This window comes from Clostridium sp., assembly GCF_032552055.1.
GTDB lineage: Bacteria > Bacillota > Clostridia > Clostridiales > Clostridiaceae > Clostridium.
In genome coordinates, this window is record NZ_JAWGSV010000002.1 from 1 (window position 1) to 15,029 (window position 15,029).

At 29.0% G+C, this 15,029-nt stretch carries 20 protein-coding genes and 1 other RNA gene; 17 read left to right on the forward strand and 4 right to left on the reverse strand.

The genetic code is table 11. The annotated features are described in order from the left end of the window. Window positions 1–973 (reverse strand): CotS family spore coat protein (locus E6248_RS00240; RefSeq protein ID WP_316338841.1); only part of this gene is annotated, 973 nt, incomplete at its 3' end. A 144-nt stretch (window positions 974–1,117) separates the two neighbouring features. Between E6248_RS00240 and E6248_RS00245 the strand changes: the two genes are divergently transcribed. The 7 genes from E6248_RS00245 to rnpB all read left to right on the forward strand — a co-directional run bounded on the left by E6248_RS00245 (window position 1,118) and on the right by rnpB (window position 7,992). Beyond that, window positions 1,118–2,149 (forward strand): deoxyguanosinetriphosphate triphosphohydrolase, encoded by a 1,032-nt coding sequence (locus tag E6248_RS00245; RefSeq protein ID WP_316338842.1) that lies wholly within the window; start codon window positions 1,118–1,120, stop codon window positions 2,147–2,149. Window positions 2,150–2,322: 173 nt separating this feature from the next. Then, complete coding sequence (dnaG, locus tag E6248_RS00250; RefSeq protein WP_316338843.1) at window positions 2,323–4,080, forward strand: DNA primase; 1,758 nt, start codon at window positions 2,323–2,325, stop codon at window positions 4,078–4,080. 45 nt (window positions 4,081–4,125) lie between these two features. Continuing rightward, a complete protein-coding gene (rpoD, locus tag E6248_RS00255; RefSeq protein ID WP_316338844.1) occupies window positions 4,126–5,232 on the forward strand; it encodes an RNA polymerase sigma factor RpoD in 1,107 nt (368 codons plus the stop codon). 45 nt (window positions 5,233–5,277) lie between these two features. Next, on the forward strand, window positions 5,278–5,973 hold the full coding sequence (locus E6248_RS00260) for a class I SAM-dependent methyltransferase (protein WP_316338845.1): 696 nt from the start codon (window positions 5,278–5,280) through the stop codon (window positions 5,971–5,973). Between the two features lie 282 nt (window positions 5,974–6,255). Beyond that, the gene (locus E6248_RS00265) at window positions 6,256–7,047 is read left to right on the forward strand and encodes a Nif3-like dinuclear metal center hexameric protein (protein ID WP_316338846.1); all 792 of its coding nucleotides are present in this window, start codon (window positions 6,256–6,258) and stop codon (window positions 7,045–7,047) included. Between the two features lie 262 nt (window positions 7,048–7,309). Continuing rightward, complete coding sequence (locus E6248_RS00270) at window positions 7,310–7,561, forward strand: hypothetical protein (RefSeq protein ID WP_136003511.1); 252 nt, start codon at window positions 7,310–7,312, stop codon at window positions 7,559–7,561. A gap of 54 nt (window positions 7,562–7,615) precedes the next feature. Further along, window positions 7,616–7,992, forward strand: an RNA gene (gene rnpB / locus E6248_RS00275) — RNase P RNA component class A. Window positions 7,993–8,047: 55 nt separating this feature from the next. Here the strand turns inward: rnpB and E6248_RS00280 are convergent. The 3 genes from E6248_RS00280 to E6248_RS00290 are packed head-to-tail and all read right to left on the reverse strand — an operon-like array spanning window position 8,048 to window position 10,125. Further along, complete coding sequence (locus E6248_RS00280; protein ID WP_316338847.1) at window positions 8,048–9,199, reverse strand: site-specific integrase; 1,152 nt, start codon at window positions 9,197–9,199, stop codon at window positions 8,048–8,050. Window positions 9,200–9,228: 29 nt separating this feature from the next. Continuing rightward, complete coding sequence (locus tag E6248_RS00285; RefSeq protein ID WP_316338848.1) at window positions 9,229–9,690, reverse strand: ImmA/IrrE family metallo-endopeptidase; 462 nt, start codon at window positions 9,688–9,690, stop codon at window positions 9,229–9,231. 12 nt (window positions 9,691–9,702) lie between these two features. After that, on the reverse strand, window positions 9,703–10,125 hold the full coding sequence (locus E6248_RS00290) for a helix-turn-helix transcriptional regulator (protein WP_316338849.1): 423 nt from the start codon (window positions 10,123–10,125) through the stop codon (window positions 9,703–9,705). Between the two features lie 223 nt (window positions 10,126–10,348). Between E6248_RS00290 and E6248_RS00295 the strand changes: the two genes are divergently transcribed. Genes E6248_RS00295 through E6248_RS00340 form a run of 10 tightly spaced genes read left to right on the forward strand, consistent with a single transcriptional unit; the run spans window position 10,349 to window position 15,027 of the window. Further along, window positions 10,349–10,579, forward strand: a complete 231-nt coding sequence (locus E6248_RS00295) for a helix-turn-helix transcriptional regulator (RefSeq protein WP_316338850.1) — start codon at window positions 10,349–10,351, stop codon at window positions 10,577–10,579. Between the two features lies 1 nt (window position 10,580). Then, window positions 10,581–10,805, forward strand: coding sequence for a helix-turn-helix domain-containing protein (locus tag E6248_RS00300; RefSeq protein WP_316338851.1), 225 nt, complete (start codon window positions 10,581–10,583; stop codon window positions 10,803–10,805). A gap of 14 nt (window positions 10,806–10,819) precedes the next feature. After that, the gene (locus tag E6248_RS00305) at window positions 10,820–11,590 is read left to right on the forward strand and encodes an ORF6C domain-containing protein (protein ID WP_316338852.1); all 771 of its coding nucleotides are present in this window, start codon (window positions 10,820–10,822) and stop codon (window positions 11,588–11,590) included. 1 nt (window position 11,591) lies between these two features. Continuing rightward, window positions 11,592–11,924, forward strand: a complete 333-nt coding sequence (locus E6248_RS00310; RefSeq protein WP_316338853.1) for a hypothetical protein — start codon at window positions 11,592–11,594, stop codon at window positions 11,922–11,924. 1 nt (window position 11,925) lies between these two features. Then, entirely contained in the window at window positions 11,926–12,114 is a 189-nt protein-coding gene (locus E6248_RS00315; protein ID WP_316338854.1) for a hypothetical protein, read from the forward strand. 33 nt (window positions 12,115–12,147) lie between these two features. Continuing rightward, window positions 12,148–12,429, forward strand: a complete 282-nt coding sequence (locus tag E6248_RS00320) for a hypothetical protein (protein WP_316338855.1) — start codon at window positions 12,148–12,150, stop codon at window positions 12,427–12,429. Next, window positions 12,426–12,593, forward strand: a complete 168-nt coding sequence (locus E6248_RS00325; protein WP_316338856.1) for a hypothetical protein — start codon at window positions 12,426–12,428, stop codon at window positions 12,591–12,593. Before E6248_RS00320 ends, E6248_RS00325 begins: the two co-directional genes overlap by 4 nt. Then, a complete protein-coding gene (locus E6248_RS00330) occupies window positions 12,594–13,343 on the forward strand; it encodes an ERF family protein (protein ID WP_316338857.1) in 750 nt (249 codons plus the stop codon). An 11-nt stretch (window positions 13,344–13,354) separates the two neighbouring features. Further along, window positions 13,355–14,242 carry a DUF1351 domain-containing protein gene (locus E6248_RS00335; protein ID WP_316338858.1) on the forward strand — a complete coding sequence of 296 codons (888 nt, stop codon included), beginning with the start codon at window positions 13,355–13,357 and terminating at the stop codon, window positions 14,240–14,242. A gap of 20 nt (window positions 14,243–14,262) precedes the next feature. Next, window positions 14,263–15,027, forward strand: coding sequence for a DnaA N-terminal domain-containing protein (locus tag E6248_RS00340; RefSeq protein WP_316338859.1), 765 nt, complete (start codon window positions 14,263–14,265; stop codon window positions 15,025–15,027). Window positions 15,028–15,029: the final 2 nt, after the last annotated feature.

Below are 15,029 nucleotides of genomic sequence, written 5' to 3' on the forward strand. Positions count from 1 at the left end.
CCATAAGAGAAATAAAGGAGTTTTTATTACATTTTCTTATGTTTTTATAATAGTCTCTAGAGAGTTTCCAAAATTTCTGAGGAAAAGCAATATAAGTTAATATAAACTTTAAATCTGATGGACTAAGTTCATTTTCTTCCATATAGGCATCTAAAATATTTATTGTTAAATTAGTTTGCCAGTTAGTATTATCCCTTTTTAATAACCTTCTTAAAAAATAAGATATATCTTTTACTGAATAATCAAATTTACACTTATCAAAATCTATTAAGGCTACATTACTACCGTGTACAATAATATTTTTATTTACGTAATCTCCATGGCAAAGAGATGTAGATAATTCATCACTTATTATAGAGGAAGAAATCTCATAAGAAATCTTAGCTAATTCTAAGTTATCATCTACATTATCTAATATTAGATTTGAAAATCTATCATCATATTTATGAGCATTACTAATGCTTTGAAGTAGTTGGTTAAAATGTTTTCCTATAGTCTCATTGTAATTTTCAAGACCAATCCTTTGTGCACTACCTGATATAGGTTTGAAATTTTTGGAGGTTGTATGTAACTTTCCTAAGGTTTTAGATGATAGAAGCACATGATTAATATTATCAAAATCACATTTATCTCCATCAAGCCAAGGGGTTAAAATAAAAAGCATATTCTTATATTTAACATATCTGTTTCCGTCTACAGTTGGTAAAAGCTTAGGAACAAGAATTTTATTTCTATAGCACCATTCCATAGCAGAATATACATACAAAAGATTCTCTTCATTATAGTAAACTTTTTTTAAGCAAAAACTTTTATTATCAACATCTATCCTATAGACAGCTCTTTGTTTTTCTGTGTCTTTAAATTTTATACTAAATACAGCAGCATTCTTTAAGTTATATAAAGTTAATATATTGTTTTTAATTTCATCTATAGGAAGAAGCTCATCTTTTATAGAGGGTGGTACCTTTCTCATGTATATCTCCTTTTTTATTATTTATTACTAAGATATTAGTAAAAAAAAGAAAATATACTTGGTATTAAATATAAAATTATAAAATATGTTTAAATAGAGGAAAATAGAGAAAAATATAGAATATGTAATATAGAGGTGAGATAGATGAATGTAAGAGAAAAAATGGAGGGTTTTGAGAGGTTGACATTGCTTCCTCAAGCAACATTTAGTAGTGAAAGTCTAGGAAGAAAAGAAGAGGAAGAAAAGGATTCCTTTAGAACTTGCTTCATGGTTGATAGAGATAGAATAATTCATTGTAAATCTTTTAGACGTTTAAAGCATAAAACTCAAGTGTATATTAAAACTTTTGGAGACCACTATAGAACAAGACTTACTCATACATTAGAAGTATCTCAAATAGCAAGAACTATAGGTATAGGAATAGGGATTAATGAATCATTAATTGAAGCAATATCATTAGGTCATGATTTAGGTCATGCAGCTTTTGCTCATAATGGTGAGGAAGTAATTAATGAATTTTTAGATGAAGGTTTTAGGCATAATGAACAAAGCGTTAGAGTAGTTGAAAAACTTGAAAGAGAAGGAAGAGGACTAAACCTAACGGAAGAAGTAATAGATGGAATCCTACATCACAGTGGCTTAAGCAATAATAGTAATAATAAAGCTAAAACTTTAGAAGGTAGAGTAGTTAAAGTAAGTGATAAGATAGCTTATTTAAATCATGATATAGATGACTCTATAAGAGCTGGACTTTTAAGAGTAGATGATTTACCTAAAGAAGTAATAAAGGTCTTAGGGAAAACCCATTCTGAAAGAATTGAAACTTTAGTAACTGATGTAGTTAAAAATACAACAGTAGCTTTAGAAAAAGGAATATTTGATATTGAATTTAGTAAAGAAGTATGGGAAGCTATGACGGAACTTAGAAGGTTTATGTTTAAAAATGTATATTTAGGAGATATTCTAAGAGTAGAGAGGAATAAAGCAAAATTTGTGTTAGAAAATATCTTAAATTATTATTATAATCATGAAAATGAATTACCTGATATTTACAAAAAGATAGCTAAGAAAGAAGGCTTAAAAAGAGCTGTAGCTGACTATGTTTCTGGGATGAGTGATGATTATTGTTTAAATATGTTTAACAATTTATTCGTTCCTAAACTTGTAATTTATTAAAAATAAAATAAACAAAGTTGAAAAAAATAGAGGAAATTTAATATTGATAAAGAATATAAATAAAGAAGATTTAATAAAAACCTATAAAAATTTTCAAATAAAGAAGGATTTTAATAAAAAATGTCGAAATTATTATAGGTTGACCAAAAATATAAGTAAGGAGGTGAATCTCCTTGCAGATTTCTGAAGAGATTCTAGAAAAAATTAAAGAAGCAAATGACATTGTAGATGTAATCTCTGAGTCAGTTAGACTTAAAAAGTCTGGAAGAAGCTTTTCAGGATTATGTCCATTCCATAATGAAAAATCCCCATCCTTTTCTGTTTCACAAGAAAAGCAGATTTATAAATGTTTTGGATGCGGCGAATCTGGGAATGTAATTACTTTTGTTATGAAAAACAAACATATGCCTTTCATGGATGCAATCAAATTTTTAGCTGATAGATCTAACATTGTTCTTCAAGAAGAAGCTAGAGTAAATCCCACTGCAAGAAAAAAAGAATTATTATATAAAGTAAATGTAGAAGCAGGTAGGTTTTTTTATTCTAACTTAAGAGCTAATAAAATTGCAAAAGAATATTTTCTAAATAGGGGCATAAGAGAAGAAACTATTAAAAAGTTTGGATTAGGATATGCAAAGGACAGCTGGAATAATTTATTATTTCATTTAAGAAAGCTTGGATATAAGGATGAAATCTTATTAGAAGCTGGATTAGTACTTACTTCAGAAAAGACTGGCAATAATTATGATAGATTTAGAAATAGAGTAATGTTTCCAGTTTTTGATTATAGGGGGAAGGTAATAGGCTTTGGTGGGAGAGTCTTAGATGATTCTAAGCCGAAATATTTAAATTCTCCTGAAACTTTAGTTTTCCAAAAAGGTACTAATTTATATGGCCTAAACTTTGCAATAAAAAGTAATATGCAGGAAAGATACTTTATTATGGTAGAAGGATATATGGATTTAATAACCTTGCATCAATATGGAATTACAAATGTTGTAGCCTCATTAGGTACTGCATTAACAGAAAATCAAGCAAGATTATTAAAAAGGTATGCTGATAAAGTAATCATTTCTTATGATGCTGATGTAGCGGGGCAAACAGCTACTATGAGAGGGTTAGAAATATTAAAAAACGCAGGTTTTGACGTTAGAGTTTTAAGTATTCCTCAAGGAAAAGACCCAGATGAATATGTAAGAAGTAATGGAAAAGAAGCCTTTATTAAGCTAATTAATGATGCAGAAGGCCTGGTAGATTACAGAATTAAAAAAGCTGGTGAAAATATAAACTTTAAAGACAGTAATGACTTGATAAGATATGGTAAAAAGGTTACAGAAATATTGGCAAAGGTAAATCCTATCGAAAAGGATATCTATATTAAAAAGATATCAGAAAATACAGGTATAAGAGAACAGGCTTTATATGACTTACTATCAAATGAAATGACAAAAAATATTAAAAATCAAGAATTTATGAATAATAAGGAAGAAAATGGAACAAAATTATATAAGGAGCCTGCATTTCTTAAGGCAGAAAGAGCTCTATTAAAATTATCTCTAGAAGATGAATATTTTGATTTCATTAACAAACTAATAAACCAAGAAGAGTTAATTCTTCCAGAACATAAAGAGATTTTTTCTATTATTAAAGAAGCTAAAAAGGGAAACATAAATAATATAATCACTTTTTTAGAAACAAGGTGTACTGAAATTAAAACTATTGAAGAAATTGTAAAAATTAAAGATCAAGAAGTTTTAACAGGAAAAGATAATAAAAAGCTTATAGAGGATTTAGTTAGACAGATTAATAATTATAAATTGAATACACGTAAAAAAGAATTAAAGCAAAAGCAAAAAGCTTTAGAGGCACAAGGGAAGATTGAAGAGTCTATACAAATTGCAATTGAGCTAAATAAGCTAATGAATAGCTAAAGAGAGGTGTAGATGCAGTTGGCAATAACGGAAGGAGGTAAAAACATGTTAGATGAAAAAACAAAAGCTAAGCAGGTTAAAAAAGATAATGATGATAGAAATAACAAGATGAATATTGTAAAGAATCTGCTAGATAAAGGGAAGAAAAGCGGTACTTTAACATATAAAGAAATAATGGATGAGATAGAGAACATTGATTTAAGTCCAGAACAAATTGAAAAAATTTATGAAGTTCTAGAATCAATGGGTATAGAAGTAATTGGTGAACCAAGTGGTGCAGAAGAAGTCGAAGAAGAAATAGATTTAACAATTCCAGAAGGTATTGCAATAGACGATCCAGTAAGAATGTATTTAAAAGAAATAGGTAAGGTACCACTATTATCTTCAGAAGAAGAAATAGAACTTGCTAATAGAATTGAAAATGGTGATCAAAGAGCTAAGAAAAAGCTTGCTGAAGCAAACCTTAGACTTGTAGTTAGTATTGCAAAAAGATATGTAGGAAGAGGTATGTTATTCCTTGACCTTATTCAAGAAGGAAATCTTGGACTTATCAAGGCTGTTGAAAAGTTTGATTACAGAAAAGGCTTTAAGTTTTCTACTTATGCAACATGGTGGATAAGGCAAGCAATTACTAGAGCTATTGCAGACCAAGCAAGAACTATAAGAATTCCAGTTCACATGGTTGAAACTATTAATAAGCTTATCAGAGTTCAAAGACAATTATTACAAGAACTTGGAAGAGATCCATTCCCAGAAGAAATTTCTAAGGTTATGGATTTACCAGTAGATAAGGTTAGAGAAATTCAAAAAATTGCTCAAGAACCAGTATCCCTAGAAACTCCAATAGGTGAAGAAGAAGATTCACACTTAGGAGATTTCATTCCTGATGATGACGCTTTAGCACCAGCAGAAGCAGCAGCATTTACAATGCTTAAGGAACAATTAATTAATGTTTTAGATACTTTAACTCCAAGAGAAGAAAAGGTATTAAGACTTAGATTTGGATTAGATGATGGTAGAGCAAGAACTCTAGAAGAAGTTGGTAAGGAATTTAACGTAACTAGAGAAAGAATTAGACAAATAGAAGCAAAAGCTTTAAGAAAGTTAAGACATCCATCAAGAAGTAAAAAACTAAAGGATTACTTAGATTAGCACCTATTGGTGCTAATTTTAATTTTAGCAAGGAGAAGGAAATTTATGCAACTAAGCAAAAGATTAAGTTTTATAATAGATAATTTAGATGAAAACACAACTGTTTTAGCAGATATAGGAACAGATCATGGTTATGTACCTTTATACGCAATAAAAAATGGTTTATGCAGTAAGGCTATAGCAATAGATATAAATAAGGAACCTTTAGGTAAGGCAAGATTAAATGCTATCTTAGAAGGTGTTGGAGATGAACTAGAATTTAGACTTGGAAGTGGACTTGATCCACTTGAAGTAGGAGAAGTTGAAACAGTTATTATTGCAGGAATGGGTGGAAATCTAATAAAAGGTTTATTAGAAGAAAACATAGATAAGGTAACTGAGTTAAATTATTTATTATTACTACCGGCTCAAAATCCAGAAGTTTTAAGAGAATATTTATATACTAATGATTATGAAATAATAGATGAATTACTTTGTGAAGAAGAAGGAATTTATTATGAATTATTTAAGGTAAGAAAGAAGTCTGGAGAATCTATGGCATTAGATCCAATATACTATGAATTTAGTCCAAGACTTTTAATGAAAAAAGAGCCTTTAATGAAAGAATATTTAATTTCTAAAAAGAAAGAATATGAAAAAATATTAGGGCTTATTACAGAAAGCACTATTAATGCAAAAGAAAGAAGAAATGGTGTTATTGAGAAAATAAGCATTATAGATAATATGATTAACCATTTTTAAAATAAAAAATTACATATGTTTAATATAAGATGTGGCTATTGCATAATATAAGATTTAAAGTTTAGAATTTTTTTGGATGTTATCTATCTAAAGAAAAAAATTAACAAGATCTTTAGTGCGATAGCTGCATTTTATTAGCATATAAGGTGAAATGAAAATTTTACATTTTAATAAGTTAATTAAAGTAGCATAAGTCATCAAAATGTAGATTGTTTGTTGAAACATATATATAATGGAAATATAACTTTAAAAGATAATTTAGGTTGTTAAGGAGGCAGGAAGATGAAGAAGGTAAAAGAAATTATTGAGGTAATGGAGGATTTTGCTCCATTAAATTTAAAAGAGGATTTTGATAATGTTGGCTTAATGGTTGGAGATAAGGAGTCTGAGGTAAAAAGAGTTCTTTTAGCATTAGATTGTACATTAGATGTAATAGAAGAGGCTAAAGAAAAAAAGGTTGATTTAATAATTACTCATCACCCCTTACTATTTAAAAAGCCAAGCAGTATAACTACTGATACATTAACAGGTAAAAAAATAATTAAATTAATAAAGAATAATATTAATCTTTATTCTAGTCATACTAACTTGGACTCAGCAAAAGAAGGGCTAAATGAGACTATAGTAAATATTTTAGGATATGATTCTGAAGAACTTATAGAGTTAAATAAAAATGCAAGAAATTCTAATGAGGGACTTGGAAGAATAATTAGGTTAGAAGAGTCTATTTTCTTAGATGAGTTTGTAAATGATGTTAAGAAAAAACTTAATATAAGTAATGTGAAATTAGTTAGAGCTTCAGATAAGGTTAAAAATATAGCCGTTATAAATGGAAGTGGAAGTAGCTTTTTAGATATAGCTTATAGAAGAGGCGTAGATTGTGTTATTACAGGAGATACTACTTATCATTATGCTTCAGACTATAAGGAAATGGGCCTATCTATAATTGATACAGGTCATTTCCCTTCTGAGTGGATAGTATTTTTAGAAGTAATAAATAAGATTAAAGATAAATTAAAAGATTTAGAAATACTAGTATCTGAAAATAGTAAAGACCCATATACTTATGCTTAAATTAGAAGGCCTTACACAATTTTTCTCCCTTAGCATAAAGTAATAATAAGATATAAGTTGGAATAAGGTTTCTTATTTTATTAAGATATATTTCTTATTTGAAATATATCAGTTAGAAAATTATGCTCAACTTATATAAAAATTAAACTATATGATTTCAATTAATGGAATTTACTTAAAAATTATTTTTGTACTTATAATTTTATAAGACTTAAAATGTAGATTACTAATTGAAAGATATAGTATTATAGGAGTTGAAGCTATGGGAAAATCCTATTATTCCAAAAGAAAAGGTGGATCTTGGGGGAAAGTCTTTCAAGATGGAGTAAAAGATATTTTTGAAGGTATAGGCAAAAGCCTTTCCAAAAGAGTTCCTGTTATAAGAAATTGTTGTAATCCAGCTGCAAGGATATGTATTTTTGTACTTATAGCAATAACTCTTTTATTTTCAGGGATTGGATTTTACTCTTGGGTTATTTTAATTATGCTAGTAATAATACTACAATTTGTGTAGACTTACAAAAAATTCATTTGTATTATTAATAAAGTTATGGTAATATAAATTTTGCGAGTAAGACATGCAATCGCTGCTAGACTAGATCTAGGAGAGGAAAGTCGGAGCTCCATAGGGCAGGGTGCTGGATAACGTCCAGTCAAGGCGACTTGAAGGAAAGTGCAACAGAGAGATACCGCCTAAGGTTAATTACTAACAAGATTTTTAGTTTTGCTAGTAACTTAGGTAAGGGTGGAAAGGCGAGGTAAGAGCTCACCAGCATCATGGTGACATGATGGCTATGTAAACCCCACCTGGAGCAAGGTCGAATAGGGAAACATAATGGGGTAGCCCGCTCCGTTTCCGGGTGTACCGCTTGAGCCCATTGGCAACAATGGGCCTAGATAGATGATTGCTTAATACAGAACTCCGCTTACGGCTTATCTCGTACCAAGTATTTATAAGGGTTTAAGGGTGGTTGGTTTATTATTTGCCCTTATTTTGCCCTTATAAAATATTATCCATTATATTAGAAATAACATCCGTTGCATGTTTATTCATTTTATCTGTAACATGACTGTAAATGTCAGAGGTGGTTTGCATTAAGGAGTGACCTAATCTCTCTTGCAATGTTTTCATATCAACGCCACCTTCTAAAAGTAATGTTGCATTAGTATGTCTTAGATCATGCCAACGGATATTCTTATTTATACCATGTGATTTACACAATCTTTTTAATCGTTGCAAAAAATTACTTGGGGTAATAGCTTTACCATTTTCCCATGTAAAAATCAAACTGTAATCTTGATTATTAAAAGTATTTTTTTCGTAAAAAGGACCATATTTAAGTTTGTTTTTTTGTTGTAATTTAATATGATTTTTGTATTTCTCACATAAGGTATTACTTATAGGAAGTTCTCTATAAGAACCTTCTGTTTTTAATCTGGATATAACATATTTATTTTCTACTCTAATAAATGCTTTATCTATTTTAATTTTATTAGAATCAAAGTCTATTACATCTGTACATATTCCACACATTTCACCACGTCTAATTCCAAGCTCTAAAGCTGTATCTAAAGCTAATCTCATTATATAATCTTCATAGATATTTTCATTAAGAGAATTATATATTAATTTAAATTCATCTAGTGTTAAAATATTTGCCTTATATTTTTCTCTTTTAGGGGTATCTACATAATTGCATGGATTATTAATAATCATTTGTAACTTTAAAGCTTTATTAAGAGCAGTATTTAAGACCCCAAAGTTAAATTGAATAGATGTCTTACTTAATTTTAATCCCTTTAGAAATTTAATGTACTTTTCAATGTGTATAGGCTTTAAGTCACATAATCTTATATTGCCAATAGATTTATTAATTTTAGTTTCAACAGCACATTTATATTTATAATAAGTATTATCTGATTTTTCATCCTTTATATAATCTTCTAACCAATCATGAAGGTAATCACATAAAAGAATTTCTTCTGGTCTTGCTATTCCTGCATAAATCCTATTAAGTTCTTGATTCAATTTTTTTAATGCTTCTGATTTGGTGCTTCCGCCAATTCTTTCAATTTGCTTTCTAACTCCATTTTCATATTCATAGTATCTGTAGTACCATTTGCTTCCTCTTTTTCTTATACTTCCATTCATAAAAACACCTCCTTAAGAATGTATGTTCTTTAAAAGTTAAAAAAATTTAAGTTGGCTGTTGTTTTAAACTTAAGTTCAACTAGTTCTGTAGGTACATTGTAGCAAGAAGCTAGTTGGTTGATGGAGTAGCCACTAATATAGTCAATATCATCTTCATTTACTTCTAATAGCAATTCAGCTGCGAATAGATTAGCTTCATATTCTTTTTTTGATGTATTTATATTTTTAACACTTGAGAAGAAACAAGATGATTTAGGATGAAGTATAGCGTGACCTATTTCATGTGCTAATACATACCTTTTCTCTTCTTCATTCATTGAAGAGTTTAACCATATAACCTTTCTCCTATTTATATATTTGTACATCCCCAATGGTTTTCCTAGTGGTACAATTATCAAAACTACATCTAATTGCTGTGCTAACTCATAAGGGCAATTAGTATTATGTTTCTTTTTTAAATTCATCACTACCCTTTTAACATAATCATTCATTTAAAAGCTCACCTACTTTTTATATTTCTTTGGTGTGTACTTCTCTTTATTTTTAATCTTAATTTGCTCTAAAGCAATTTTCATAGCAGATTCTATTAAATCTAAGTCACTTTCATCTAATGCGTGGCCATTGTAATAAGCTGTGCCATCTGTACCAGATCTAAACTCATCAATTAATTCTTTCAAATCATTATTTATAGATTTTTTATCCCTTTGATTTAAGTTAGTATTAGATTCATTTTTCTCAGATACTATATCACTTAGATTAACATTTAAACTATAACTTAATGCTTTTAATGTTTCTAGGCTTGGGTTATACCTGTCATTTTCTATATCTGCAAGATAAGAACGAGAAATATTTGATTTTTTAGCTAATTCTACTTGAGTAAGTTTATTTTGCTTACGCAAGCTTTTTATTCTTTCACCAATACTCATAACAACCTCCTACAGTCGGGAATACCGACTTATGAATTAATTATATATTTAAAAAGTCGGAAATGCAATACATAAAATGACGGAAATACAAGGATGTAATAGCGTGAGAGAGAAATATAATCCTAATCCTTTAATTTGGTTCAATATGGTCGGAAATACACGAATATAAAGCTTGTACAAATGACGGATATACAATACAATTAATTCATGAGGAGGCGATAATATGACAACAATGATATCGAAAGAGATAGGTAAAGAAATTAAAAAAGCAAGAGAAAATAAAGGCTTAACGCAGCAAGAATTATCTTCTAAGGTAGAAATATCAAGAAATTATTTATCAGATATTGAATGCGGAAGATATTTACCAAGTGTACCTAAATTACTATCCCTTTCTACAGAACTAAAGATAGATTTAAACATATTCAAAAATGACGGAAATACAAGGAGGGGTTAGAGTGGAACTTTATTTATTGACTGTAAAAGATGTAGCAGAAAGGTTAAAAGTAAATGTTAATTATGTTTATGAGTTAATCAAAAAAGGGCACTTAGAAGCATTGAAGCTAGGCAGTATGAAAGTTACTAATGTAGAACTAGATAGATTCATAGCAAGTGCAAGTGGAAGTGATTTTACAGACTTAGACAATGTTGTATCTTTGGAAACTTTACAGAACAAAAATTAAGGAGGACAAGCTATATGAATAATAAAATTGTGAAAATTAATAACACTGATTTATCAGTAAAAGAATTTAATGGACAAAGGGTAGTAACATTTAAAGATATTGATATGTTACATGAAAGAGTAGAAGGAACTGCTGATAGAAATTTCAGAGAAAATAAATCGAATTCTGATGGAAGCCAAAGATTTATTGAAGGTGAGGATTACTTTGTTTTAAGAAAAAGTCAAAACAACGAAATTCGTGGATTAGAAATTCCGAATAGAGGAATAACTCTTGTCACAGAAAGTGGTTACTTAATGTTAGTAAAGTCACTTCAAGATGATTTAGCATGGAAGGTTCAAAGAGAATTAGTTAATAACTATTTTAGATCCAAGAAAGTAGTTAAGAAACTATCTACAGAAGAACTTCTAGAACTTCAATTTAGATATGCAAAGGAAGTTAAAGAAGAAGTTGCAGAACTTAAGGAAGATTTTAATGATTTTAAAGGTAATAGTCCACTATTTAATATCGAGTGTAAAGAACTTCAAGCATTGGTAAGGAAAATAGGAATAATACACCTAGGTGGATATAAGAGTGCTGCCTATAAAGATAATTCCTTAAGAGGAAGAGTATATGCAGATATTCAGCATCAACTTAAAAGAGAGTTTGGAGTTACTAGATATGAAGCTATAAAGAGAAGTCAATTAAGTAAAGCTAGAGAGTTAGTTAAAAATTATATATTACCTACAGTATTAAGGGATGAAATTGTACAGGTAAATAATCAAGTAGATTTTGAGGAGGTAATTTAATATGGAAAGATTTTTAGAAGTTCATGACACAGTTATTAATATAAAGGATATAAGAAGGGTTGAGTTTATATCAGATGATATTTATTTAGGGTTATTACCTATAGTAAATGGTGAAGTTGCAGTAGATTTCGTAGATTTTACTTATGCAAAGATACACACATTTGATAATAGAGAAATAGATTTAGAGATAGATTTGTATGCTCCAGATGAAGGGGAAACAGAAGATTTTTGGATTGATAAAAATAGAGCTTATATAAATATGAGTATGACTAAAATATATGAATTACTTAATCCAGTAAAAGTTACAGAACTTGAATATACAGAAGGTTCTTAAGATGTTGTATGTAGCTAAAATATACGCTCTAGCTTTACTTAAGATAAGTTCTGGAATAGGAATATACCTATTAATAATATTAAGTCTTATGGCTATTACAAGATACTTAACTAAGGATAAGGCTATATTTACGAAACAATTAATAAAACTAAGGAGGTGGGTGTATGGATGTAATACTATTACAAAATAGTAATGGAATTAAGTTAGAAAGGAGTAAAAGACCATGGGTAAAATTATGCGAGAACTTTTTGAAAGGGATAAAGCTTTAGAATTAGCAAGAGAAATTGAAAAAGTTAAAGAAGATATGACTAATCAATTAGATGTAAAAGCAGTTACCAGATTAGTTGCAGAACAATATAAAAAAAATCACCTTCATTGCGACCAAACAGATGAAGGCGATAACGAAAAAATTCTTAATGATATTTTAACAGATAAATTAGAAATAGACAACCATGGAGTTTATAGAGAAGATGGACAAACCATAAGGGGGTTAGATGAAGTATGAAAGCATTTAAAGTGTTATTGAAAATATTGGTAAGTATTATAAACATACTGAATGAAGAAGGCTTTAAGCTTTACGATTCTAATGACCAAGATTGGTATATATCTAACATTAGATATGATGGCATGGACGATAGATTATATTTTGATACTGAGGAGGATAAGTAAATGGCAGAAGAAGTTAAGGAATTAAAAGCAAAGATTAAGGAATTAGAAGAACAATTAAAGGTAAATGAAAAACCACTTAATATATATCAAAAGTTACAAAGATGTAGAATTGAAGTTCAATCAGTAGGAATAACGAAGTCTGGGAAAGGTTATGCGAATTTTGGATATTTTGAACTAGGTGATTTCCTTCCAACAATAAATTCTTCATGTAATAAATATGGATTAACACCTATATTCAAATTTGAAAAAGAAAAAGCTTCTTTAACTGTTATTGATAGTGATAATCCAGAAGTATCAATATTATTTGAAACACCTATAGAGCTAGCTGTAATAATGAAAGGTTCAGCTATACAGCAAATAGGAGCAACACAGACCTATGCAAGAAGATATTTATATATGATGGCTTTTGAAATAGCAGAAACAGATTTAGTAGAAGAAGTTGAACCGGACCAAGATAAAATAGAGGGAGAAGAAAAAATAGGAACAGTTCACGCTAATTTGATGAAGAAACTTATAGAAGAAACTGAAACAGAAATAACAAGTTTCTTAAGATATGCAGGAGTTTCTAAAGTAGAAGATGTTAAAAAGAAAGACTATCCAGAGCTATTAAAGCTTTTAGAGAAAAAGAAGAGTGATCTTAAGAAGAAAATAGATGCTGAAAAAGCTAGAAAGCAAAAAGAAGAACTAGCTAAGCAACAAGAAGAATTAAAAAGACAAGAAGAATCTCAACAAGAAAACTTTGAATTTTAGGGGGAATATAAATGGATATACAAGTAAATAAACAATTACCAGTTATAACTATAAATTTTGATGAAGTTAAATCTAACTTAGTAGAAAATATGGAGAATTATAAAGGGTTAGTTGTTACAGAAGAAAGTTTAAAAGATTGTAAGGCTACTCAAAAGGATTTAGCAGGACTTAGAAACAAGTTAGATACTTATAGAAAAGATGTTAAGAAAGAAATGGAGAAACCTATTAAGGACTTTGAAGGGCAATGTAAAGAGCTTATAGGACTTATAGAAGAAGTTGAAAAGCCTATTAAGTTAGGAATTGTTGAATTTGATAATAAGAAGAAAGAAGAAAAAAGATTAAAAGCACAAGAAATAATAGCTAACATAGTAATTACATTAGGGTTAGAGAAAAAATATTCAGAGCAATTAACTGTATTAGATAAATATTTAAATCTTTCAGCTAGTGCAAAAAGTGTTGTTGAAGATATAGAGCAAAGAGCTGCAGCATTAAAACAACAACAAAATTCAGATAAGGCTAAAGCAGAAATGTTAAAAGCTACTATAGAAACTACATTAGAAGGAGTAAATAAATCTCTAAAAACTCCTTTAGAGTATAAAGACTTTGAGAAGTATATAGAGTTTGGATGGGATATAGCAAGAATAGTTAGAGAAATAAATGATAGAGCAGATCTAGTTAGAAAGGCAGAGCAACCTAAAGAAGAACCTAAGCAAGAAATAGAATTACCTGTAGATTTAAATCCTAAAATACCAATAGTAAAAGAGATTAAGGAAGATGAATCATTATTTTATGTAGATGTTCATGTGGAGCATAATATTGAAGCTATACAAGCTTTAAGTAAGTTCTTAAAGGATAAAGGATATGTTTATAAGGTTCATAGTAAAGGAAAGGTTAAATAATCCTTACAAGGGGGTTAGAAATGGATAAGGAATCTAAAGGATTTATAAAATTAGATAGAAACATCTTTGACCATTGGATATTCCAAGATGCAGAAAAGTTTAGAGCATTTGTGGACCTTATCCAATTAGCTAGATGGAAAGATGAAAAATTATTAATAGGAAATGATGTTGTAACAGTTCCAAGAGGGAGTTATTACACCTCGGAATTGAAATTATCAGAGCGTTGGAGTTGGTCCAGAAAAAAGACAAGAGAGTTCTTAAAATTATTAGAAAATGAAAAAATGTTAATCAAAAAAGGTACAACAAAGGGTACAATGCTAACCATTGAAAACTATAGGTTTTACCAAGATGAAGGGACAACGAAAAGCACATCAAAAGAACATCAAAGGAACAACGAAGGGTACATCAAAGGGACATCAAAGGAACATCAAAAGAACAACGAAGGGTACACAAAAGAAGAAATTAAAGAAGTTAAAGAAATTAAAGAAGTTAAAGAAATTAAAGAAGTTAAAGAAATTAAAGAAGGGGAAGAAATGAAAGAAGGAAAAGAAAATATAACTGTACTTCCTTCCATTTCCTTTCCAACTCCAAGACATAAATTTATATATGAAAATGTAACAGAGAATAGTTATAAGACATGGTTTGAAAATTCAATTATAGAAGAATTTGAAACTGAAATAGTAATAACAGCTAAGAATAAACTTAGTAAAGATATTATAGAGAGTAAGTTTTTAGAAATGTTAAAGATATTAACTGGAAAGAAAATAACTGTTAAGGAGGATTAAGT